The sequence below is a fragment of the Pelomonas margarita genome (assembly GCF_043555875.1).
In the GTDB taxonomy this organism is placed as follows: domain Bacteria; phylum Pseudomonadota; class Gammaproteobacteria; order Burkholderiales; family Burkholderiaceae_C; genus Pelomonas; species Pelomonas margarita.
On record NZ_JBIGHW010000020.1, the window covers coordinates 19,049 to 42,203 of the forward strand.

20 protein-coding genes and 1 tRNA gene are annotated in these 23,155 nt (G+C 68.9%); 8 read left to right on the forward strand and 13 right to left on the reverse strand.

The features are described from left to right. Window positions 1-116 precede the first annotated feature (116 nt). From ACG0Z3_RS21830 to egtD, 4 genes are read left to right on the forward strand one after another with little or no spacing between them, the layout of a single operon-like run. Entirely contained in the window at window positions 117-2,486 is a 2,370-nt protein-coding gene (locus tag ACG0Z3_RS21830) for a hypothetical protein (RefSeq protein WP_394401817.1), read from the forward strand. 45 nt (window positions 2,487-2,531) lie between these two features. Further along, window positions 2,532-2,948, forward strand: coding sequence for a VanZ family protein (locus tag ACG0Z3_RS21835; protein WP_394401820.1), 417 nt, complete (start codon window positions 2,532-2,534; stop codon window positions 2,946-2,948). 36 nt (window positions 2,949-2,984) lie between these two features. Continuing rightward, window positions 2,985-4,139 carry an ergothioneine biosynthesis protein EgtB gene (gene egtB, locus ACG0Z3_RS21840; RefSeq protein WP_394401823.1) on the forward strand — a complete coding sequence of 385 codons (1,155 nt, stop codon included), beginning with the start codon at window positions 2,985-2,987 and terminating at the stop codon, window positions 4,137-4,139. Next, window positions 4,136-5,107, forward strand: a complete 972-nt coding sequence (egtD, locus tag ACG0Z3_RS21845) for an L-histidine N(alpha)-methyltransferase (protein ID WP_394401826.1) — start codon at window positions 4,136-4,138, stop codon at window positions 5,105-5,107. Before egtB ends, egtD begins: the two co-directional genes overlap by 4 nt. Window positions 5,108-5,116: 9 nt before the next feature. Here egtD and urtE read toward each other — a convergent pair whose 3' ends face one another. From urtE to ACG0Z3_RS21895, 10 genes are all read right to left on the reverse strand, one after another. Then, window positions 5,117-5,812, reverse strand: coding sequence for an urea ABC transporter ATP-binding subunit UrtE (gene urtE, locus ACG0Z3_RS21850; protein ID WP_394401864.1), 696 nt, complete (start codon window positions 5,810-5,812; stop codon window positions 5,117-5,119). Window position 5,813: 1 nt separating this feature from the next. Then, on the reverse strand, window positions 5,814-6,647 hold the full coding sequence (gene urtD, locus ACG0Z3_RS21855; protein WP_394401829.1) for an urea ABC transporter ATP-binding protein UrtD: 834 nt from the start codon (window positions 6,645-6,647) through the stop codon (window positions 5,814-5,816). Then, window positions 6,644-7,690: an urea ABC transporter permease subunit UrtC gene (gene urtC, locus ACG0Z3_RS21860; RefSeq protein ID WP_394401832.1), complete on the reverse strand. Its 1,047-nt coding sequence runs from the start codon at window positions 7,688-7,690 to the stop codon at window positions 6,644-6,646. Before urtC ends, urtD begins: the two co-directional genes overlap by 4 nt. Then, window positions 7,687-9,228: an urea ABC transporter permease subunit UrtB gene (urtB, locus tag ACG0Z3_RS21865; protein ID WP_394401835.1), complete on the reverse strand. Its 1,542-nt coding sequence runs from the start codon at window positions 9,226-9,228 to the stop codon at window positions 7,687-7,689. Before urtB ends, urtC begins: the two co-directional genes overlap by 4 nt. A 139-nt stretch (window positions 9,229-9,367) precedes the next feature. Further along, window positions 9,368-10,621: an urea ABC transporter substrate-binding protein gene (gene urtA / locus ACG0Z3_RS21870; RefSeq protein ID WP_394401838.1), complete on the reverse strand. Its 1,254-nt coding sequence runs from the start codon at window positions 10,619-10,621 to the stop codon at window positions 9,368-9,370. A gap of 235 nt (window positions 10,622-10,856) precedes the next feature. Continuing rightward, on the reverse strand, window positions 10,857-12,104 hold the full coding sequence (gene fahA, locus ACG0Z3_RS21875) for a fumarylacetoacetase (RefSeq protein ID WP_394401840.1): 1,248 nt from the start codon (window positions 12,102-12,104) through the stop codon (window positions 10,857-10,859). Continuing rightward, window positions 12,097-13,395 carry a homogentisate 1,2-dioxygenase gene (gene hmgA, locus ACG0Z3_RS21880; protein WP_394401842.1) on the reverse strand — a complete coding sequence of 433 codons (1,299 nt, stop codon included), beginning with the start codon at window positions 13,393-13,395 and terminating at the stop codon, window positions 12,097-12,099. The genes fahA and hmgA overlap by 8 nt, the downstream gene beginning before the upstream one ends. Further along, complete coding sequence (locus ACG0Z3_RS21885) at window positions 13,388-13,597, reverse strand: DUF2783 domain-containing protein (RefSeq protein ID WP_394401844.1); 210 nt, start codon at window positions 13,595-13,597, stop codon at window positions 13,388-13,390. The genes hmgA and ACG0Z3_RS21885 overlap by 8 nt, the downstream gene beginning before the upstream one ends. Beyond that, the gene (locus tag ACG0Z3_RS21890; protein ID WP_394401846.1) at window positions 13,590-15,173 is read right to left on the reverse strand and encodes an FAD-dependent oxidoreductase; all 1,584 of its coding nucleotides are present in this window, start codon (window positions 15,171-15,173) and stop codon (window positions 13,590-13,592) included. The genes ACG0Z3_RS21885 and ACG0Z3_RS21890 overlap by 8 nt, the downstream gene beginning before the upstream one ends. 5 nt (window positions 15,174-15,178) lie before the next feature. Continuing rightward, complete coding sequence (locus tag ACG0Z3_RS21895) at window positions 15,179-16,147, reverse strand: MBL fold metallo-hydrolase (RefSeq protein WP_394401850.1); 969 nt, start codon at window positions 16,145-16,147, stop codon at window positions 15,179-15,181. Between the two features lie 69 nt (window positions 16,148-16,216). Here ACG0Z3_RS21895 and ACG0Z3_RS21900 point away from each other — a divergent pair, with 69 nt between their 5' ends. Further along, a complete protein-coding gene (locus ACG0Z3_RS21900; RefSeq protein ID WP_394401852.1) occupies window positions 16,217-16,957 on the forward strand; it encodes an IclR family transcriptional regulator in 741 nt (246 codons plus the stop codon). Window positions 16,958-16,972: 15 nt separating this feature from the next. Here the strand turns inward: ACG0Z3_RS21900 and ACG0Z3_RS21905 are convergent, their stop codons facing one another. The 3 genes from ACG0Z3_RS21905 to ACG0Z3_RS21915 form a co-directional block, all read right to left on the reverse strand. Then, on the reverse strand, window positions 16,973-17,659 hold the full coding sequence (locus ACG0Z3_RS21905) for an N-acyl amino acid synthase FeeM domain-containing protein (protein WP_394401854.1): 687 nt from the start codon (window positions 17,657-17,659) through the stop codon (window positions 16,973-16,975). Window positions 17,660-17,887: 228 nt separating this feature from the next. Beyond that, a complete protein-coding gene (locus tag ACG0Z3_RS21910; protein WP_394401856.1) occupies window positions 17,888-18,622 on the reverse strand; it encodes a SapC family protein in 735 nt (244 codons plus the stop codon). Further along, on the reverse strand, window positions 18,619-19,926 hold the full coding sequence (locus ACG0Z3_RS21915; RefSeq protein ID WP_394401858.1) for a hemolysin family protein: 1,308 nt from the start codon (window positions 19,924-19,926) through the stop codon (window positions 18,619-18,621). Before ACG0Z3_RS21915 ends, ACG0Z3_RS21910 begins: the two co-directional genes overlap by 4 nt. A 143-nt stretch (window positions 19,927-20,069) precedes the next feature. Between ACG0Z3_RS21915 and ACG0Z3_RS21920 the strand changes: the two genes are divergently transcribed. From ACG0Z3_RS21920 to ACG0Z3_RS21930, 3 genes are all read left to right on the forward strand, one after another. Continuing rightward, window positions 20,070-20,894, forward strand: coding sequence for a symmetrical bis(5'-nucleosyl)-tetraphosphatase (locus ACG0Z3_RS21920; RefSeq protein ID WP_394401861.1), 825 nt, complete (start codon window positions 20,070-20,072; stop codon window positions 20,892-20,894). 172 nt (window positions 20,895-21,066) lie between these two features. Next, window positions 21,067-21,157 (forward strand) — tRNA-Ser (locus ACG0Z3_RS21925). Between the two features lie 1,405 nt (window positions 21,158-22,562). Next, entirely contained in the window at window positions 22,563-23,090 is a 528-nt protein-coding gene (locus ACG0Z3_RS21930; protein WP_419964729.1) for a hypothetical protein, read from the forward strand. The last annotated feature ends 65 nt before the right edge of the window (window positions 23,091-23,155 follow it).

Genomic DNA, 23,155 nt, shown 5'->3' on the forward strand with positions numbered 1-23,155 from the left:
CGCTTCGGCTGGTCTTGTCCCTGGCGTGACAAGCCCGCATTGCCCTCGCCCGGCGGGCCGCCTAGAGTGCGCGGCCATCGCGCCGGGCCTGGCCCGCGCCCACCGACAATCCCGCCATGCTCATCCCGGTCGTCTACCCCCCGCCCGACGCGTCGCCGCCCAAGGTCTTCACGCCCCCGCCACCGCCCCAGCGGCCGGACGAGATCACGCCGCCCCCACCCCCACCGCCGCCGGCCGGCGGTGAACCGCCCGCGCCGCGCCCCGAGGGCGACGTGCCGCGCCTGCTCTATCTGCTGCGCGTGCTGTGGCTGTGCGCCTTCCCGGTGGGCATCGTGCTAGCCGGCGTGGCTGTGCTGCTGGGACTGGACCAGGCTCGCGAGACGCTGCTGGCGCTGGAAGTGGGCAGCGTGCAGACCGCGCTGCTCGTCGCCACCTTCGGGCTGTGGCTGCTGCTGGCCTGGTACACCAGCCGGCTGCTGCTGGACCGCCGCTTCACGCCCGACTCGCTGGGCGAATGCACCCACCCACGCTTCGCGCTGGCGCTCAGGAGCTGGCTGCCGCGCGTACTCATCACGATCGGTGGCCTGCCTCTCGCGGCCTTCTTCCTGCTGCAGCCGCGCGAGCGGCTCATCGGCGTGGCGCTGCTGGCCGTCACGGCCGCGCTGACGCTGTTCGTGCACAAGCGCCGCGCCTGGCTGCTCAAGCTCGGCGAGGGCTCGCGCCTTGCCCGCTGGCTCGCGCTGAGCTGGCGCCGCGACGCCATCGCCAGTTTCGCCCGCGAGGACCGCATGAGCACGCCGTCGCGCGCGTTGGTCGCAGCGATGCTGGTGCTGCAATGGGCCGTGTTCGCCGCGCTGCTGGCCTGGCCCGAGGCCACGGCGCGCGCCTTCGGCGCCCCGGCTCTGGTGCTGCTGGCACTGGGCAGCTGGATCGTGTTCGGCGGCATCCTGCTGACCTATGTGCCCAAGGCGCTGTTCGGCTATCCGCTGACGGCGCTGCCGCTGCTGCTGTTCGCGCTGTTCGCGCCGCTGAACGACAACCACCGCGTGGCTGACCCCGAGCGCAGCGCCTCCCGCCCCAACCTCAACCGCCAGCCCGCCGAGGCCTGGCTGCAGGGCTGGCTGCGCACCGTGGGCGCCGACGGCAAGCGCCCGCTGGTCATCGTGGCCGCCGCCGGCGGCGCATCGCGCGCTGCCTACTGGAGCAGCGCGGCGCTGGCGCGGCTGCAGGATCTGGGCGAGCAGGACGGCGTCAACTTCGCCGACGCCGTTTTCACCATCAGCGGCACCTCCGGCGGCGCGCTCGGCGCGGCCAGCTTCGTCGCCGCGCTGGACGCGCGCCGCCAAGCCCAGGACACCACCGCCTGCACGCCCTGGAAGCTGGTGCGTGACTTCACCGGCCAGGACCACCTCGCCGCGCCAGTGGGCGGCCTGCTGTATGCCGACCTGATGCAGCGCTTCCTGCCGGTTGCCTTCCCTGGGGCCGACCGTTCGCTGATGCTGGAGCAGGTGTGGGCGCGCGACTGGCCTCGCAGTCTGGCTCGCCACTGCCCGGCCCGCGCCGCCGCCCACCCCAACCCCTGGGACGACGCCATGACGGCGCTGCACGGCCGCGCCACGCCCGCCGAGTGGCTGCCGCTGCTGGCGCTGAATAGCGCCGCGCTGGCGCGCGGCCAGCGCGTCTACCAAAGTGACTACCTGCTGAGCGGCGGCGACGGCCTGGACTTGCTGGACCCGACGCTGGGGCTGGACGTGGACCGCCTGACCCTGGCCCAGGCCGTGCACAACAGCGCCCGCTTCCCCTACATCAGCCCGAGTGCGGCCGTGCCATTCAAGCAGGCCCACAAGGGCGGCGAGAACGGCAACACCGACGACGCGAGCGACAAGGGCCGCGTGTGGGACCGCCTCGGCGACGGGGGCTATGTGGAAGCCAGCGCGACGCTGGCGCTGGCCGACCTGCTGCGCGAGCTGGAAGCCGGCGGCCGGCTGAAGGCCTGCAAGCCCGAGGACGACTGTGCGGCCAACGGCATCCTGGACCGCTCGCGGCTGCGGCTGCTGCTGCTGGTCAACAGTCCGTCCGAGGTCGAGGACTGGCTGTGCAGGGACGCCCCGCAGTCCGCCGACGCGCAGCCGCTGGACAGCCGCCGCTATCGCGCGCGCGACATCGCGCTGCACGAGCTGGCCGGCCCGCCACTGGGCATCCTGAACGCCAACGACGCCCGCGGCCGCGATAGCACGGTGGAGCTCATCAAACGCGTCGGCGGCTGTGGCCAGGTGGCCGAGCTGCGCCTGCCCGCCGTGCAGGGCCAGCGGCCGCCGTCCATGAACTGGATGTTGAACGCCGACTCGCGCCGCTTCATCGACGCCGCGCTGCTGGAGAAGCTGTCGGTCAACGACTCGGCCGTTGGCCCGGCCCAGGCCCAGCTCAACGCCCACCTGCGCCAGGCCAAGGGCTGGCTGACGCAGATGAAGGCCGCCACGCCCTGAGTGGCCACGCAGCGGACATGAGGGCGGGCCACAATGCTGCCCGCCATGTCCCGTCTGCTGCTCCTGTTTTTCGCGCCCGCGCGGCGCCCGCTGTGGCGGGCCCTGCTGCTGGCCCTGCTGGCCACCATCACCTGGCTGGCGCTGTCGCCGGACCCCCCAAAAGTCCACACCGGCTGGGACAAGGCCAACCACGCGCTGGCCTTCGCGGCGCTGGCCTTCAGCGCCGTCTGGGCGCTGTGGCCCCGGCCGCGCCAATGGCTGCTGTGGCTGGCGCCAGCCCTGCTGGCCTACGGCGGCTTCATCGAGATCGCACAAAGCTTCACGACGCAGCGCCAGGCCGACTGGGCGGACCTGCTGGCCGACAGCATCGGCATCGCGCTGGGGCTGCTGGCCGCGTGGCCGTTGGGCTGGCTGGCCCGCCGACAAGCCGCCGTCATCCTGGGGATGCCGTCGTCGCACTGACATCACGCTGGCAGCAGGCTGCGCTAGCGTCAGCGCATGACGCCCGATGCCCTGTCCTCGCTGCTGCACCGCACCCGCGCCCACTCGCTGGCCCTGGCGGCGTCGCTGTCCGATGAGGACGCGCAGCTGCAGTCCATGCCCGATGCCAGCCCGGCCAAATGGCACCTGGCGCACACGACGTGGTTCTTCGAGACGCTGGTATTGGCGCCGCACCTGCCGGGCTACCGCGTCTTCGACGAGCGCTGGCCGCGCCTGTTCAACAGCTACTACGAGAGCCTGGGCCCGCGCCACGCGCGCCCGCAGCGCGGCCTGCTGAGCCGGCCCTCACTGGCAGAGGTCAAGGCCTATCGCCAGCATGTCGACGCGGCGCTGGCCACCCTGCTGCCCGTCGCGCCACCGGCGGTCGACGCGCTCGTCGAGCTGGGCTGTCACCACGAGCAACAGCACCAGGAGCTGTTGCTGACGGACATCCTGCACGCGTTCTCGTGCAACCCGCTGCTGCCCGCTTACGCCACGGGCGCTCCGGCGGCGGTTGAGCCCCCCGACCAGGGATGGCTGCAGCACCCCGGCGGCATCGTTGACATCGGCCATGCCGGCAACGGCTTCGCGTTCGACAACGAAGGCCCGCGCCATGCCGCGCTGTTGACGCCGTTTGAGATCAGCAACCGCCTCGTCACCTGCGGCGAGTACGCCGACTTCGTCGAGGCCGGCGGCTACCAGGAGCCGCTGCTGTGGCTGTCCGACGGCTGGGCTGCCGTGCAGGCCCAGGGCTGGCAGCGCCCGCTTTACTGGCTGGAGGACGGCCGCGTGTTCGGGCTGCACGGCGCGCAGGCGATGGACGCCCAGGCGCCCGTCACGCAGCTCAGCTTTTACGAGGCCTGCGCCTTCGCCGAATGGGCCGGCGCGCGGCTGCCCACCGAGTTCGAGTGGGAAGCCGCCAGCGGCTTGCCAGGCTTTGCCCAGGCCGCTGATCGGGCCTGGCAGTGGATGCGCTCCAGCTACGCACCCTACCCCGGCTTCAAGCCAGCCGCCGGCGCCGTCGGCGAATACAACGGCAAGTTCATGGTGGGCCAGCAGGTACTGCGCGGCGGCAGCCTCGCGACACCGCTCGGCCATGCGCGCCCGAGCTACCGCAATTTCTTCCCGCCGGCGGCGCGCTGGCAGTTCAGTGGCGTGAGGCTCGCACGATGAAACCAGAACTCGATGGGCACACCACCGGCGCCCCGTCCGAGAGCAGCCCGTTTGCTGCCGATCTGCATGCGGCGCTCGGCCGCACGCCCAAGGCCATCTCGCCCAAGTATTTCTACGACGAGGCGGGTTCCCGGCTGTTCGAGCAGATCTGCGAACTACCCGAGTACTACCCGACCCGCACGGAACTCGCGCTGCTGCACACGCATGCCGTCGACATGACCACACAGTTCGGCCCGCAGGTGCAGTTGGTGGAGTACGGCGCCGGCGCGCTGCACAAGGTGCGCCTGCTGCTGGACGCGATGCCATACGACAGTGTGCAGTTCGTGCCGGTGGACATCTCCGGTACGCACCTGCTGGCGGCGTGCGACGGCCTGGCTGCCGACTACCCTGGCCTCACCATCCAGCCGCTGGTGGCCGACTTCACGCGGCCGCACACGCTGCCGCCCTGCCCTGACGGCACGCGCCGCGTGGGCTTCTTCCCGGGCTCCAGCATCGGCAACTTCACGCCGGCCGAGGCCGATGCCTTCTTGCGCCTGGCGGCCGCCGAGCTGGCCGGCGGCGGCCTGCTGATCGGCATCGACCTCGTGAAGGACCACGGCGTCCTGCACGCCGCCTACAACGACGCGGCCGGCGTGACCGCAGCGTTCAACCTCAATGTGTTGGATCGCGCTCGCAAAGAGTTGGGCGCCGAGTTCCCGGCCGACGGCTTCGAGCACCTGGCCTTTTACAACCCGGCCTACCGGCGCATCGAGATGCACCTGCGCGCCGCGCGGGCACTGACGCTGCAACTGGGCGGGGAGGTCTACGTGTTCCACGAGGGCGAGACGCTGCACACGGAGCATTCGCACAAGTACACGGTGACGGCCTTCCAGGCGGTGGCGCAGCGCGCTGGGTTCACGCCGGGCAAGGTGTGGACGGATCCGAACCGGTGGTTTGCGGTGTTGTGGCTGGAATCCCAGGCTCTTTGATCCACGCGCTCAGATCGCCAGGCGCTCCCGCACGCCGTCCGCCTTCATGGTGCCCCCCCCCCGCCCGCGCATGACGATTTCGCCGCGCTGCATCAGCAGGTACTGGTCGGCCAGTTCCTCGCAGAAGTCGTAGTACTGCTCCACGAGCACCACGCACAGGCCCTTGTCGTGGGCTAGGTGCTTGATGACTCGGCCGATGTCCTGAATGACATTGGGCTGGATGCCTTCGGTGGGTTCGTCCAGCAGCAGCACCTTCGGGCCCGGCGCGAGCGCACGGGCGATCGCGAGCTGCTGTTGCTGGCCGCCCGAGAGGTCGCCGCCACGGCGGTTGCGCATCTGCGCGAGCACCGGGAAAAGCTGGAACAGCTCGTCGCGCAGCGGCGTGCCGGCGGGCTGGCTGGCCAGGCCCATCTGCAGGTTCTCCAGCACCGTGAGCCGGCCGAAGATCTCGCGGCCCTGCGGCACGTAGCCCAGGCCGGCGCGCACGCGCTGGTGGGTCTTGAGCTTGTCGATGGCCTCGCCGGCCAGCGTGATGCTGCCGGACGTGACCGGCACGACGCCCATCAGGCTTTTCAGCAGCGTCGTCTTGCCGACCCCGTTGCGGCCCATGACGACGGTGATCTCGCCCGGCTTCAGGTCAAAGCCCAGGCCGCGCAGGATGTGCGAGCCGCCGTAGTGCTTGTGCAGGTCCTGCACCTTCAACAGGTCATCGGCCAAGGTACACCTCGATCACTTTCTCATCGGACTGCACCGTCGCCATCGTGCCTTCCGCCAGCGTCTTGCCTTCATGCAGCACGGTCACCGTGCGGTGCGCGCCGGCCAGCGTCGCAACGAAGCTCATGTCGTGCTCGACGACGACCAGCGAGTGCTTGCCTTCCAGGCTCAGGAAGAGCTCGGCCGTGCGCTCGGTCTCCTCGTCCGTCATGCCCGCGACGGGTTCGTCCAGCAGAAGCAGCTTGGGGTCCTGGGCCAGCAACATGCCGATCTCCAGCCACTGCTTCTGGCCGTGGCTCAGCATGCCGGCAACGCGTTCACGATCCTCGATCAGATGCACGGTCTTCAGCAGCTCATCCAGCCGGTCACGCTGCGCGCCGCTGAGCCTGGCCCGCATCGCGACCCTTGCGCGGCGGTCGCCGGCCAGGGCCAGCTCCAGGTTCTCGGTGACGCTCAGCGCCTCGAAGACGGTGGGCTTCTGGAACTTGCGGCCGATGCCCGCACGGGCGATCTGCTGCTCGTTCATCTGCCGCAGGTCGAGGTTGCTGCCGAAGAAGACGCGGCCGCTGTCGGGCTTGGTCTTGCCGGTGATGCAGTCCATCGTCGTCGTCTTGCCAGCGCCGTTGGGGCCGATGACGCAGCGCAGCTCGCCCACACCGATAGTGAAGCTCAGGCCGCCCAGCGCCTGGAAGCCGTCGAACGCGACCTTGAGGTCTTCGACGTACAACGCCACACCCTGGTTGAAGATGGGCTCGCCGGCAGTGGCGATGCGGGTGATGGCGCGCGAGCGTGTCTCGGCGCCGGCTTCGAGCAGTTCTGGGGTCATCGCTTGAACCTCTTGGCGAGGCCCGCCAGGCCGGTCGGCAGGAACAACGTCACGGCAATGAACAAGGCACCCAGCACATACAGCCAGCCCTCCGGCCACCAGACCGTGAACACCGACTTGGTGCCGTTAACAAAGAAGGCGCCCAGCACCGGCCCGATCAGCGTACCGCGGCCGCCGACAGCCGCCCAGATGGCCATCTCGATGCTGGCCGCCGGGCTCATCTCGCTGGGGTTGATGATGCCGACCTGCGGCACGTAGAGGACGCCGGCCAGCGCACACATCAGCGCGGAGATCACGTAGGCGCTGAGCTTGAACGCGACCGGGTCGTAGCCCAGGAAGCGCACGCGGCCCTCGGCATCGCGGATGGCCTGCAGGATGCGGCCCCAGCGGCTGTTCGTGAGCCAGCGCGCCACCAGGTAGCAGCCGATGAGCGCCACGCCGCTGGCCACGCACAGCGCCACCTTCATGCCCGGCGTGTTGATCGCGATGCCGGCAATGCGCTTGAAGTCGGTGAAGCCGTTGTTGCCGCCGAAGCCGGTCTCATTGCGGAAGAACAGCAGCATGGCCGCCACCGTCAGCGCCTGCGTGATGATGGAGAAGTACACGCCCTGGATGCGCGAGCGGAAGGCGAAGTAGCCGAACACGGCGGCCAGCAGGCCCGGCACCGCCAGCGCCAGGAAGACCTGGCCGACCAGCGAGTCGCTCAAGCCCCAGTGCCAGGGCAGCTCCTTCCAGTTCAGGAAGACCATGAAGTCCGGCAGGTCCGACTGGTATTGCCCGTCACGGCCGATCTGGCGCATTAGGTACATGCCCATGCCATAGCCCCCAAGGGCAAAGAAGAGCCCATGGCCCAGCGACAAGATGCCGCCGAAACCCCAGATGAGGTCCAAGGCCAGGGCACAAATGGCAAAGCAAAGGAACTTGCCCAGCAGGCCTACGTAGAACTCGCTGAGGTGCAGCGGGTGGCCCGCCGGGAAGGCGAGGTGCAGGAAGGGCACAAGCAGCGTGAGGGCTGCGACGGCGATGAACAGCGTCTTCTTCATTCGACGCTCCGGCCCTTGAGGGCGAACAGGCCTTGCGGCTTTTTCTGGATGACGAGCACGAGCAGCAGCAGCAGCGCGATCTTGGCGAGCACCGCCCCCTGCCAGCCTTCCAGCAGCTTGGACAGCACGCCCAGGCCCAGGCCCGCGTAGACGGTGCCGGCCAGCTGGCCCACGCCGCCCAGCACGACCACCATGAAGGCGTCAACGATGTAGCTCTGGCCTAGGTCCGGGCCGACGTTGCCGATCTGGCTCAGCGCGCAGCCCGCCAGGCCGGCGATGCCGGAGCCCAGCGCAAACGCCATCGTGTCGACCCGCGCGGTGTTGACGCCCACACAGGCGGCCATGCGGCGGTTCTGCGTGACGCCGCGCACCATCAGGCCCAGGCGCGTCTTGGCGAGCAAGGCGCCCATGCCGACGAGCACCAGCGCGGCGAACACGAGGATGGCCAAGCGGTTGTAGGGCAGCGTGAGGTTGGGCAGCAGCGCCCAGCCGCCGGAGAGCCACGCGGGGTTTTCCACCGCCACGTTCTGCGCGCCGAACAGCGTGCGCACGGCCTGCATCAGCACGAGGGAGATGCCCCAGGTGGCCAGCAGCGTTTCCAGCGGCCTGCCGTAGAGCCAGCGGATGACGCTGCGCTCCATCGCGGCGCCCACCAGCGCCGCGACGAGGAAGCTGGCGGGCAGCGCCAGCCACAGGTAGTAGTCGAAGGCCGCGGGCGCCCAGGCACGGAAACCTTGCTGCACCATGTAGGTCGCATAGGCGCCCACCATCAGCAGCTCGCCGTGGGCCATGTTGATGACGCCCATCAGGCCGTAGGTGATGGCCAAGCCCAGCGCCACCAGCAGAAGCACCGAGCCCAGGCTCAAGCCCGAGAACAGCAGTTGCGCGCGCTCGCCCCAAGCGAGGCGGTCGGCAATGTCGGCGGCGGCCTTCTGCATGACGGACTTGGCGGCCGGGTCGGTCTCGGCGGCCAGCTTTTCAAGCAGCAGTGCGCGCGTGGCGGGGTCGGCGCTGCCGGCCAGTTCGAGCGCCGCCGCCTTGCGCTGCGCGGCGTCGGTGGACGACAGCCTGGCGCCGGCCTGCAGCGCATTCAGCTGCGCGCGCAGTCCGCCGTCACTCTCGGCATCCAGTGCCTTCTCGAACAGCGGCAGCTTGGACGCATCGGCGTCCTCGCGCAGCGTGGCCAGAGCCTTGGCGCGGGTGTCGCGGTCGGGAGAGAACAGGTCCAGCCCGGCCAGCGCCGCGTCGATCTCGCGACGCATGCGGTTGTTGAGCAGCGGCTCTTCGGCATCGGCCGGCGGCTCCGCACCCTCGGCGACGACGACGGCCTGCCCCGCCTTGACGCGCACACGGCCGTCCTGCAGCGCACGTAGGAAAGGCCCGAGCGAGGCGTCGCCCGCGGCCAAGGCCTGCTGCAGCGCCGCCACGCGGTCGTCACTCTCACCCGCTGCAATGCGGTTGGCCAGCTCGGGCTGCAGAGCCCACGCCGACCACCCGCTCAGCGCCAGCAGGCATCCCAGTAAAAGTCGTTTGATCATGAAGACCTACGCGAAGGCAAACAAGTGACGCGCGCAGCGCGCACGTCCCTCCAGCGGCCGCCGTGGATCTGGCTCTGCCAGTCCACCAGCGGCGCCCCCTCGAAGGGGGCCGCAGCTTTGCTGCGGTAGGGGGTGAGCCTTATTTCGTGGGCTCGTCCTTCTTGCCCTTGTTCTCGGGGATGTGCGGGCTCCACGGCTGGGCCTTGACGGGGCCGGGCGTCTTCCACACCACGTTGAACTGGCCGTCCGCCTTCACCTCGCCGATGAAGACCGACTTGTGCAGGTGGTGGTTCTTCTCGTCCATCTTGGACGTGATGCCCGAAGGCGCCGTGAAGGTCTGGCCGGCCATGGCGGCGATGACCTTGTCGGTGTCGGTGCTCTTGGCCTTGGTCACCGCCTGCGCCCACATGTTGATGCCGATGTAGGTGGCCTCCATCGGGTCGTTGGTCAGCGGCTTGTCCTTGTGGCCGGCAATGTTCTTGGCCTTGGCATAGGCAGCCCACTTCTTCGTGAAGGCGTCGTTGGCTGGCGCCTTGATGGACATGAAATAGTTCCAAGCGGCCAGGTGGCCCTGCAGCGGCTTGGTGTCCACGCCGCGCAGTTCTTCCTCACCCACGGAGAAGGCCACCACCGGCACGTCCGTCGCCTTCAGACCCTGGTTGCCCAGTTCCTTGTAGAAGGGCACGTTGGAGTCGCCGTTGATGGTGGACACGACGGCGGTCTTTTTGCCTTCGGACGCGAACTTCTTGATCTTGGCGATGATGGATTGGTAGTCCGCATGGCCGAAGGGGGTGTAGTCCTCCATGATGTCGGCATCGGCAACGCCCTTGCTCTTCAGGAAGGCGCGCAGGATCTTGTTCGTGGTGCGCGGGTACACGTAGTCGGTGCCCAGCAGCACGAAACGCTTGGCGCCGCCACCGTCCTTGCTCATCAGGTATTCGACGGCGGGGATGGCCTGCTGGTTGGGCGCGGCCCCCGTGTAGAACACGTTCTTGCTGAGCTCTTCACCCTCGTACTGCACAGGGTAGAACAGCAGCGAGTTGGTCTGCTCGAAGACCGGCAAGACCGACTTGCGGCTCACCGAGGTCCAGCAGCCGAACACGACGGCGACCTTGTCCTGCGAGATCAGCTGCTTGGCCTTCTCGGCGAACAGCGGCCAGTTGGAGGCCGGGTCCACGACGACCGGCTCCAGCTTCTTGCCGAGCAGACCGCCCTTGGCGTTGATCTCGTCGATGGCCATCAGCACGGTGTCCTTCAACACCGTTTCGGAGATGGCCATGGTGCCGGACAGGGAATGGAGCACGCCCACCTTGATGGTGTCGGCGGCAAAGGCGGCGGGGGTGGCAAACAGGCTGGCGGCAGCGGCCAGGGCAAGTGCAGAACGGCGAAGCATCGGGTAAGCCTCCAAGTTGGATGTGTGAGGGATCGAGGTAGCCGAAGAGCACTGAGCGCAAGGCCCGTGCCAGCTTCGTGCACTTCGTCACATCGGTGACCCACCCTGGGCTTGCACGGTTATGGGATGGTCAAGCACCTCCAGCGTGCCATCCGCACCGCTTGTGTACCGCAGCATTTGCGAGCCGCACAAAAACGGGACGAAGGCGCCCCGATTTGTGGCTTGCGGGTAGACCCTAGGCCGACAAACAGGCCGTGATGGTGCCGTCGCAGGCACCGAAGCCGATGCGTCGGAATCCTGGCTTCACTGCAAACGCGCGCAGGCCGAGTTGGTCACCATCGAGCACGAAGCTGCGCTGTTCACCGTTCGGCAGGGTGAAGGCTTGCTTGCCGCCGCCGGTCAACTCCAGCAGCGAGCCGGCCTCCTCGGGCGCCGGGCCGCTGAGGGTGCCGGTGCCCAGCAGGTCACCGGGCTGCAGGTTGCAGCCGTTGCTGGCGTGATGGGTCAGCATCTGCGCGAGCGACCAGTAGGCGTGGCGCAGGTTGGAGCGCGACAGCCGCGTGGGCTCGCTCATCGCGGGCGTCTTGAACCAGACCTCCAGCTCGATGTCGAACGCCGCGTTCGCACGGTGCGCCGGCGAGTCGAGGTAGGGCAACGGCTGCGGGTCTTCGGCCGGCCGCGTGAACGGGATGCGGAACGGCGCCAGCGCTTCCATCGTGACGATCCACGGCGAGATCGTCGTGCCGAAGTTCTTCGCCAGGAATGGGCCCAGCGGCTGGTACTCCCAGGGCTGGATGTCGCGGGCCGACCAGTCGTTCAACAGCGTCAGGCCGAACGCGTGTTCGTCGGCCTCGTCGATGGAGAACGGCTCGCCCAGCGCATTGCCGGGGCCGACGAACAGGCCCAGCTCCAGTTCGCAGTCGACGCGGGCACTGGGCTTGAAGACGGGCACGTCGGCATCGGGCGGCTTGACCTGGCCCCTGGGCCGGCGCAGCGGCGTGCCGCTGACGACGATGGAGCTGCTGCGGCCGTGGTAGCCGATGGGCACCCACTGGTAGTTGGGCAGCAGCGGGTTGTCCGGGCGGAACAGGCGGCCGACGGCGCGGGCGTGGTGGATGCCGGTGTAGAAGTCGGTGTAGTCGCCGATGCGGCAGGGCAGCGCGAACTCGGCCTGGGCCTGGGGCACCAGCGCCACCTCGGGCGCACCGGCCTTGAGCGTGTCGAAGAGGCGATGGCGCAGGGCCCGGCGCTCGGCGCTGGGGCGGGCCATCACGGCGTTGAGATCGGCAATGCCCCAGGCGCTCAGGTCCAGGATCTGGTCGCCGATGCCGACGCCGACGCGCAAGGGCTCCAGCGTGCCGGCGCGGCGGAACGAGCAGAACGGCAGGTTCTGCAGCGGGAAGTCGGTGGCGGGGTCGTTGGCGGACGCAACCCAGGAGAGGACGGCGGCGTCGTGCGTATGGTCGAGTTGGGGATCAAGCATGGAAGTTGTCTTTCAGGTCGCGCCAGCAGTCGGCGTAGGTCGTCTCCAGCGGCGCGTCGTTCAACGCCCAGGCCGTGGGCTTGAGCGGCCAGCGGGTCTCGAACATGAAGGCCAGCGTGGCGTCCAGCTTGTGGGGCTTGAGCTCGGCGCCGCTGGCCTTGTCGAAGGCCTCGGCGTCGGGGCCGTGCGGCACGTAGCTGTTGTGCAGGCTGGCGCCGCCGGGCTTGAAGCCTTCGGGCTTGGCGTCGTACTGGCCCAGCACCAAGCCCATGAACTCGCTCATCACGTTGCGGTGGTACCAGGGCGGGCGGAAGGTGTCCTCGGCCACCATCCAGCGCGGCGGGAAAATGACGAAGTCGACGTTGGCCCAGCCGGGCGTGTCGCTGGGGCTGGTGAGCACCGTGAAGATGCTGGGGTCCGGGTGGTCGAAGCTGACGGTGTTGATCGTCATGAAGCGCGACAGGTCGTAGCGGTACGGTGCGAGGTTGCCGTGCCAGGCGACGACGTTGAACGGGCTGTGCGGCTGCGTCGCCCGCCACAGCTGGCCGCCATGGCGCTTGACGATCTCGTAGGCACCCGCCGACGTGGGGGCCTCATCTTCGTACCAGGCCACCGGCGCCTCGAAGTCACGCGCGTTGGCCAGGCCGTTGGAGCCGATGGGCCCCAGCTCCGGCAGACGGAACGCGGCGCCCAGGTTCTCGCAGACGTAGCCGCGCGCGGGCACGTCCAGCGGGTCCACCTTGAAGGCCATGCCGCGTGGCAGCAGCGCGATGAAGCCGGGCGCCACCTCCAGGCGGCCCAGCTCGGTGGTGATGAGCAGCCGGCCCTGCTGCGGCACGACGAGCATCTCGCCATCGGCGTTGACCAACGCGCGACGGCCCATAGGGCGGGTGGCGACGAAGGCCAGCGCCGTCATGCCGCCCACGCCAGGCTCGCCGTTGACGGCATAGCTGCGCAGGCCGTCGACGAAATCGCCGTCACTGACGTCCAATTGCGAGGGCCCCCAGCGCAACGGATCAGGCGGCGCGGCCTCGCCCTGCGCGGCACCGCTCTTCCACGTCGCGTGCGGCAGCGGCCGGTAGCCGCCCACCACCACCGAGGGCTGGCGGCGGTAGAGCCACGTGCGCTGGTTGTCGGCGCGCGGCGCGGTGAAGGCGCTGCCGGACAGCAGTTCGGCATACAACCCGTGGGCGCAGCGCTGCGGGCTGTTGCGGCCCACGGGCAGCGCACCGGTGCGGGCCTCGCTCTGGTGCTGGTTGCCGAAGCCGGCGAGGTAGGTCGGGTCAGTCATGGGGTGCTGGGGCATGGTGAGCGAGGGCGAAGGCTTGCCGAAGCACCTCGCGGTCGCCGATGTGGTTGCACAGGATGAGGGTCAGCCGCGCCAGCCAGTCGGCCGCGGCCTCATCGGACAGGTCGGCCTGCGCAGCGATGAGCTCGGCGTAGAAGTCGTCCGCCTCTGCACCGAAATGTGAGGTCAGCGTCAATTTAGACATGGGGCCTCCCGAGGGCGCGGGCGAGCGCCGGCCGCACGGCGTCAGCGTCGAAGCGGCGCCAGCGCGCGGCGATGATGGCGTCGGGCCGCACCAGATAGACGCTGCCAGCTGCTGCGCCGTAGCGACGCGCAGCAACGCCATCGGCCGGCAGCGTGAGGACGCGCAGCCCTGCCAGTTCAACCGCCCAGCCAAAGGCCAGCAGCGCAAAGCCGCCAGCCAGGCACTCGAGCAGCCATCCTCCGTCGTCCAGCGGTGCGTCGGGCGCGGGCCAGCCGGGCGCGGGGCCGGCGGCCCAGTGGGCGTCGTCGGGCGTGCTGAGCGGCGATTCCAGGTGCTCGGTGGGCAGCGACAGCCGGCCGCTGTTGACCAGCGGCTTGGCGAAGTCGGCATGCGCGGCGAGGTCCAGCGCGGCCTTGCGCAGGCGGCGGCTGAGCGCGGTCTTGGGGCTGATGAAATCGGTGGCGCGGGTCGAGTGGCCAATGTTGTCGTCGGCCGCCTCCATGCGCTCGAACTCGTAGGCGTCGAGCAGGCCCTCGCCGCCCTCCCCCCTCACCACCGCCGCGAGCTTCCAACCGAGGTTGTCGGCGTCCTGCACGCCGCTGTTGGCGCCACGCGCACCGAAGGGCGAGACCTGGTGCGCTGCATCGCCAGCCAGCAGCACACGGCCCACGCGAAAGCGCTCGGCGCGCCGGCACGCGAACTGGTAGATGGACGACCAGGCCAGCTCGAACGACGCGCCGCCCAGCATGGCGGCAACGCGGCGCTGGATGCGCTCGGGCTGGCGCTCGGCCTCCACGTCGGCATCGCGCCCCAGCTGGAAGTCGATGCGCCACAAACCGCCGGCCTGGGCGTGCAACAGCACGGAATGCTCAGGATGGAACGGCGGGTCGAACCAGAACCAGCGCTCGGGCGTGGCCGGGTCCAGACCACGCGGCCGCGCGCCGGGCGCCAGGCGCACGTCGGCGATCAGGAAGCGGTCCTCGAACACCTGGCCCGTGAAGCCCACGCCCAACAGCGTTCGCGTGGGGCTGCGCGCGCCGTCGCAGGCCACTACCCAGTCGGCGCGCATGTCGAACAGGCCATCGGGCGTGCGAACCTTGAGCGTCACGCCGTCGTCGTCCTGCTCCAGGCCGATCAGTTCGTGCCGGCCACGCAATTCGATGCGTTGCTCCAGCTGCACGGCGCGCACGAGGCGGGCCTCCACCTGGTCCTGCTGCAGGTTGACCATTGCAGGCATCTTGTGGCCGTCTTCCGGCAGCAAGTCGAAGTGATAGGCCTCGCGCTCGCCATGGAATACGCGGCCACGCTGCCAGCGCACGCCCTCGCGGGCGACAACCTCGCCCACGCCGAGGCGGTCGAACACCTCCAGCGTCTTCTTGGCCCAGCAGACGGCGCGCGAGCCGCTGCCGATGTGGTCGCTGTCGTCGATGACGACGACGGGCACGTCGCGCTTCGCCAGGTCCAGCGCCAGCGTCAGCCCCACCGGGCCGGCGCCGACGATGACGACCGGCCGGCGCTGCGACTGGCCGGCGCGCTGCTCCAGGCTCTGGTGGTAGGGGTAGCGTGGCAGGTCCATCGCGGTCAGGCGCCTTCGAGGGCCTTCCACATCTCGATGTCGCGCTCGGCCGTCCAGATGCGCGGATGCACCGTGCCGCCGGCCTCGTCGTAGGCGCGGGTCACGTCGAACGGCATGCAGTGGTCGAAGATGACCCAGTGGCCGTAGGTCGGCCGCAGCGCCGCCATCGTGCGCTGGTAGACGGCCTTCAACTCCTCCCCCGCCTGCACGCCGACCTGCACGGCCGCGTACAGCTCGCTGACGAAGGCGCGTGTGCCGGCCAGCCCCGCGGCCACCTGCTCGGCGCCCTTCAGCGCCGGGCCGCGGCCGGGCACCAGCGCGGCGGCATCCAGCTTGGCGATGGCATCCAGCGTGGCCGGCCAGTCGGCAAAGTGGGCGTCGCCGCAGTACGGCGTGGCGTCGAACTCCACGAGGTCGCCGCTGAACAGCACGCGCTCGCCCGGCAGCCAGGCCACCGTGTCGCCTGCCGTGTGGCCGCGGCCCGGGGAGAACATCTCGACCTTCACACCACCCAGGTCCAGCGTGAGCCGGCCGCTGAACGTCAGCGTCGGCCAGGTCAACCCCGCGGGCACCGATTCGACGTTGCGGAACAGCCGCGGGAAGCGGCCGATCTCGCTGGCCTTGTCCTGCTCACCGCGCTCCTGAATGAGGGCCAGCGTCGCGTCGCTGGCAATCACCTGCTCCAAGCCCTCGGCCTTGAACGCCGACGCGCCGAGCACGCGCACCGCGTGGTAATGGCTCAGCAGCACGTACTTGATGGGCACCGCGCTGACCTCGCGGATGCGGCGGATCACGTCGGCCGCCATGACGGGCGTGGCCTGGGTGTCGATCACCATCGCCGCGTCGCGGCCGATGACGATGCCGGTGTTCGGATCGCCCTCGGCGGTGTACGCCCAGGCGTGCTCGGACAGGCGCTCGAAGGTGACCTGCTTTTCTTCCAGGTCGGCTTGTGAGGCAAAGGCTTTGGCGGTCATGGGGCGGTCTCCTGCAAGGTTCGAAATTTATCCTATTGCAAATCAATTCATCAATATAGAATTTTCCACATGGATGACAGCAAGAGCCCGCGCGGCATTCAGAGCATCGAGGTTGGCGGCCAGTTGCTGCTGGCTCTGGCCCACCACGGCCGGCCCATGGCGCTGAAGGACCTGGCGCGCGAGGCTGGCATGACGCCGGCCAAGGCCCACCCCTATCTGGTGAGTTTCATCAAGCTGGGCCTGGTGGAACAGGACGGCGGCAGTGGCCGGGCCGGGCTCTATGGCCTGGGCCCGCTGGCCATGCAGCTGGGCCTGATCAGCCTGCAGCAGTACGACCCGGTGCGGCTGGCCACGCCGGTCATCGAGGAGCTGGCGCTGCGGCTGGGCCACACGGTGGCCATCGCGGTGTGGGGCACGCAGGGGCCCACCATCGTGCGGGTGGCAGAGGGGCCGACGCCGGTGCACATCAGCATGCGTCACGGCACGGTGATGAGCGTGGGGGGCACGGCGTCGGGCCGGCTGTTCGCCGCCTGGCGCGCGGCAGAGGCCGCAGCCCTGCGCCAGCCACTGCCGGCGGCCGAGTCGCTGGCCGAGATCCGGGCCCAGGGTTGTGCCACGTCGCGCGACAGCGTGGTGGCAGGCGTCAGCGCGGCGGCCGCGCCGGTGTTCGAGGCCTCAGGGCGTCTGGTGCTGACGCTGACCGCCATCGGCGCCAGCCCCGGCTTCGACACCACGCTGGACGGCGCACCCGTGCAGGCCTTGCGAGAAGCGGCTGCCGGGCTGTCACGCCGCCTGGGCGGCGCGGCCTGAACGGGCAGCGAAGGCTCAGCTGATCTTGGCCAGCATCGCGGCCTCGGTGGCCGCGTCCCAGAACAACGGGTAGAGGCTGCGAGAGGTGGCCATCTTCTCGGGTTGGCCGCCCAGCAGCGAGATTTGCTCGCGCGCATGGGACAGCTCCATGCTCATCAACACGGCCGGCGCGTCCACGCGCGGGTTGTGGCGCGCCGAGGTGTAGGGCATGAAGCCCAGCCAACGGCGGTAGAACGCCACATGGCGCGGGTTCACCTCGATGATGAGGCGCTCGAAACGCGCGCGCCGGTGGGCGTGCAGGTAGCCCAGGTGGAAGACCTGCGCCAGCAAGCGCTTGGGGTCGTGCGAATGCTTGTCCACCGCCAGCGCGCCGAACTCGCAGAGCTTGATGCCGGCGGCCCGCCACTCGGCCAGCTCCTCGGCGAACAGCAGGTCGGCCTTGAGACCGCCCACGCCATCGAAGCGCACGCTCAGCGTGCCGACGATCTTGTCGCCGTCCCGCGCCGTGCAGACGACGTCACCATCCTCGTTGCGGCTGCTGAAGCGCTCCCGGCTGACCGCCAGCCCACGGTCGCCGTAGCGACGCTCGACCAGACCCAGGGCTTCGCCGTCTAAAGAGCCGAAGTCGCTGTTCAACTCCAGGGGCGGGCCGCCGAAGGGGTTGAGAGGCGCACGCCGGCTTTCTTGAAAAAGGGAAATCATCAACGGCATCCAGGAAAGGTCGCCCGAAGGCGGAGCGTTGGAGTCTAGGGACGGAAACGTGACTTTTCCCAGCACCTCACACATGGAAACATGTGATTTCCCCTAGAACTTGGGGGGTGCGAATGTGGGATGCATCGCGCTGCAGAGGCGGCGAGGGCACGAAAAAGGCCACGCAAGCGTGGCCTCGACAGTGGGCGGAAACCCGCCTCACCTCGTGCGCCGGCGCGCTCAGGCCGCGTAGCGGGCCGCCAGACGGTTCATGTTGCCCATGGACAGGCGGTGCAGCTCGATCAGGCCGATCAGGCCGTTGCGGTGCAGTTGCAGCACCTTGTCGTCCGGCAGCTCGCTGTACTTCTTCTCGTCCAGCGCCAGGAAGCCTTCGACATCCAGTTTCTCGCCGTTGGGCAGCGTGGCCTCGAAGCGCATGTCCTGCAGCAGGTCCATCTCGACCAGCAGGTTGCAGATCAGGCGGGTGCGCTCGGCTTCCTGCTCGAAGTTCTCGAGGAAGCTGCGGGCGTTCAGCAGGAACTCGGTGGGCTCGCCGTTGTTGAACAGCGCCTCGCCGGTGGTCTCACCGAAGCCTTCCCACTTGCTGTCGAAGCAGACGGCCAGGTTGTTGGCGTTGCCGTCCAGGCGGGCCATCGCGAACGGGTAGCGGCGCACATAAGCCGGCACGTAGTTGGCGTTCCACTTGTCGCCGTCGACGAACAGGTTGGAGCCGGCCTTCAGGCCCAGCACAGCCAGCGGGGCCACGGGCGGCTTGCCGTCGGCGCCGGGCTCACCCGCGCGCACGAAGACGATGGGGAACTCCTTGCAGGCATCACCGAACTCCACGGCGGCCAGGAAGACCGAGTTCTGGTCGGCCACGCGGCTGACGACGGGCTTGGCCGTGTCCAGCTTCAGGTTCTTGTGGGCCTCACGGTCCAGCGGCGCCAGTTCGCCATACATCGGGGGGTTGCTCATGAGCTTCTTTCTTCAGTTTCCACAGCCAGTCGGCTGACCAGCACCTTGTCTACACGTTTGCCGTCGAGGTCCACGACCTCGAATCTCCACGCGTCCCACTCCACCACATCGGTCGTGCGCGGCAAGCGCCCCAGCAGCAGCATGATCATGCCGGCCAGGGTGTTGTAGCGCCCACGGTCCTCCTCGGGCAGTTCCTTCAGCACCAGGCGGTCCTTCAGCTCGGGGACCGGGATCAGGCCGTCGATCAGCCAGCTCCCATCCTCGCGCTGCACCGCCCAGGCGTCGCCATCGCTGGGAGCATTGAACTCCCCGGCGATGGCTTCCAGCACGTCGCGCACGGCGATTACGCCCTGCACCTCGCCGTACTCATCGACGACGAAGACCAGCGGCGCGTCCGAGACGCGGAAATGTTCCAGCAGCTCCATGCCCGACAGCGTCTCGGGCACATACAGCGGCGCCTCCAGCCCGGTGGCCAGGTCCAGCGCCTGGCCTTCCAGTGCACGCGCCAGCAGCGTCGGCGCGTGGGCAATGCCCAGCACCTCGCTGAGGCCGCCCCGGCACACGGGATAGCGGCTGAAGCCATGCTCGCGCAGCACGGCCAGCACCTCGGCCGGCGTCGCGTCGACCTCCAGCCAAGCGATCTCGGCGCGCGGAATCATCATGGAGCCGATCTGGCGCTCGTCCAGCCGGAACACGTTGCGCACCATCTGGTGCTCGTGCTCCTCGATGACGCCGGCGTCAAGGCCCTCCTCCAGGCTGGCGGCGATCTCCTCTTCCGTCACACCGCGCTGGCCCTTGTTGCGCAGGCCCAGCAGGCCCAGCGTCGCCTCGGTCGTGAAGCTCAGCAGCTTCACCAGCGGCCGCGTGGCCGTCGAGATCATGTTCATCGGCGGCGCGACCAGGCGTGCCACCGTCTCCGGATAGATCTGGCCGACACGCTTGGGCACCAGCTCGCCGAACACGATGGTCAGCAGTGTGATGATGACGACGACCAGCGCCGTCGCGGCGATCTGCGTCGCTTCCGGGTTCAGCCGGAAGGTCTCGGTCAGCCACAGCGACAACGGGCCGGAGAACGCCGCATCGCCCACGATGCCATTCAACACACCGATGCCGGTGATGCCGATCTGCACGGTCGACAGGAACTTGGTGGGGTTGTCATGCAGGTCCATCGCGGCCTGCGCCCCGCCCTCACCGCTTTCCACCATCACTTGGAGCCTGGCCTTGCGGCTGGCGGTCAGCGCCATCTCCGACATGGCGAACAGGCCGTTGAGCAGGATCAGGAAGAGAACGAGTGCAGTATCCATTGAAGGCGCCAGACATCGAAAGCCAGGGCTGGCGCAGGGCAAAAATCAAGGCTGGGAGACTAGCAGATGGCCGTGACAGCGCCCACCGCGCATTCCCGGAGCCGCGCCGGCCGCGCCCGGCGGCCCGCGTAGCATGCCGCCCCATGAACTACCTGATCGGCGACCTCCAGGGCTGCTGCGACGCCTTCGAGCGCCTGCTGGCCCGCATCGACTTCTCGCCGTCGCGCGACCGCCTGTGGCTGCTGGGCGATCTCGTCAACCGCGGCCCGGCCTCGCTGGCCACGCTGCGCAAGCTGCAGGCACTGGACGGCGCGGCCACCTGCCTGCTGGGCAACCACGACCTGCACCTGCTGGCCGTAGCCCACGGCGTGCGCCCGCCCCACCGCAGCGACACGCTGACCGCGCTGCTCGACGCCCCCGACCGCGCGGCACTGCTGCACTGGCTGCGCCACCAACGCATGGCCGTCTACGACGCCGGCTGGCTGATGGTGCACGCCGGCGTCATCCCGGCCTGGAGCCGGGACGACACGCTGGCTCTGGCTGCCGAGGTCGAGGACGTGCTGCGCGGCCCCGCCCTGCCCGACTTCCTGCACACCATGTACGGCAACGAACCGGCCCGCTGGTCGCCCGAGCTGACCGGCACGCCGCGCCTGCGCTTCACCGTGAACGCGCTGACCCGGCTGCGCTTCTGCACGCCCGACGGCGAGATGGACTTCAAGACCAAGGACGGCGCCGGTGCTGCGCCCAAGGGCTACCTGCCCTGGTTCGACGCGCCCAACCGGCGCACGGCCGACACACCCATCGCCTTCGGCCACTGGTCCACGCTTGGCCTGCTCGACCGCCCGACGCTGTTGGGGCTGGACACCGGCTGCGTCTGGGGCGGCCGCCTGAGCGCCGCGCGCATCGACGGCCCGCGGCGCGAAATCATCCAGATCGACTGCGAGCAAGCGCAGACGCCCGGACGCTGAGCCCGTCGCCCTTAGAATGCGGCGCCTGGGAGGCGTGGGAGAGTGGTTTAATCCAACGGTCTTGAAAGCCGTTGCACTGCCTGCTAGGGCATTGATTTAGAATGATTTTTTCGAGCGATTTCCGCAAGTTGCGGGAATCGTTTCCGCAACCCAACGAGGAAGCGGACAAGTTGGAAGCGTGGCCGAGCGGTTTAAGGCAGTGCTCTTGAAAAGCACCGAGGGCTAATCCCCCTCCGTGAGTTCGAATCTCACCGCTTCCGCCAACGATCTGTTGGGAAGGTTTGGGCGTCGCGAGAAGCGCTGCTCCCGATGCTGTCGTGGCCGTTCCCACCTTGCCGGCAACCAGATAGGTCAAACCGGCATGAAGTGGAAGAACAGGAACCTTCGAGCCCTCGCTCACATCATCTGCGGTGATGCCGAGCCGAACGAGGTCTCCTACTTTCGCTACCGGTCGAGTAGCTACCTCACCGAGTTCTTCGAGGACTGTGACCTCGACTTCGTGCATGACGGCTCAACTCGGTGGGCATGGGTCGCCGCGAGGTTGGAAGAGGTGCTTGCTCAACCCCACGCTGGCCCCTCGATGTCCGCCATCAGCGTGGAACGGTGTCCGCCATCACGGCGGAATGCTGTCCGCCATCACAGCGGAACGGTGTCCGGGATCGCGTGGAATACGCAACTGCGCATCCGATCCTGCAAAAACAGGCTGTTCGGAAGTGCGTTTTCGTAACGCACATCGTGCCGACGTTCACCCCGTGAACCGGCGTGTGAACGCTGGTCAGGAACCGCGCTTATTCGCTGGTGAGGTGTCGGATTTGATCTGGAGCTGATCGACCGATGAGTTGGAGGGATTGCGCCTGCCCGGCCGCCCTGCAGGGCGGCCGGGCAGGCGCAGCCGATGGCGTGGGCGCAATGCCAACGCGGTCGTCGCGGATCAAGGGGGAGGTTCTGACTTCGGCGGTGCACCCGCGCGGTACGAGGCGGCGCTCGGGATACAACAGCGCTCATGCCGAAGAAGGTGGGCGCGGCAACGGCCAATCTCGCCGGGAAGCCTGACAACCGTACCGCGCCCTACACCGTGCCGATGAAGGTGGTGCCGCCTCAGTGTGGCACCGCTGGGACGCATCCGTCCAGCACTGCGACTTCGGTTCGAGACCGGGGTGTGTATGGATGCTCCTGGGCGGCTGTTCCTGTGCGCGCGTTGCCGCGTGCAGGTCGTGCTGTGCAGCCACTGCGATCGTGGCAACCGCTATTGTGGCCGGCAGTGCCGGCGGCTGGCGCGCGACGCAGCCCGGCGCGAGAGCGCGAGCCGATACCAACGGTCTCGGCGCGGCCGGCTTGCCCACGCCGAGCGGTCGCGGCGCTGGCGCGAGCGGTGCCGTGAGCGCAATGATGGTGGCGATGGTGGTGGTGGCCTCCAGCAGAACGTGACGCACCAGGGTTGCCCGCCCGAGGTGGTTACGGCTCCACTGGCCGTATGGACACACACCACCACCTCGGCGCCGGTGCCTGCGGACACGGCGGCCATCATCCCGAACGCCGTCCCGAACGCCGCGACGACCAACGCCACCACGCCCTGGCTGTGCCGACGCTGCGGCAGGCCGCAGCTCGCCTGGGTGCGCCAGGACTGCCTTCGTCGTGGTCCGCGCCCAGTGCGTTCAGGGTGGCGCCATGACCGTAGCCCCTGACCTGGTCGCACAGATCCTGCGACTGCATGCCGTGGAGAAGTGGCGCGTGGGCACCATCGCCCGGCAACTGCATGTGCACCGCGACGTCGTGCGCCGCGTGCTCGCGGGCAACTGCGCGCCGGTGCACACCTCTGCGCTGCGTCCCAGCCGCATCGATGCGTACCGGCCCTTCCTCCTGTCCACGCTGACCAAGTTCCCCACGCTCACCGCGGCGCGCCTGCACGCCATGGTCAGCGAGCGCGGCTACGTGGGCAGCACCTCGCACTTCCGAGCCCTCGTCGCCGGGCTGCGCCCACGTCCCGTGGCCGAGGCCTACCTGCGCCTGCGAACGCTGCCGGGTGAGCAGGCGCAGGTCGATTGGGCTCACCTCGGCCATCTGCAGATCGGCCGCGCACGGCGCCCGCTGATGGCCTTCGTCATGGTGCTCAGCCACTCGCGCATGATCTTCCTGCGTATTCCACGCGATCGCGGACACCGTTCCGCTCTGATGGCGGACAGCATTCCGCCGTGATGGCGGACACCGTTCCACGCTGATGGCGGACAGCATTCCAAACTGATCGCGGACACCGGGAGGGT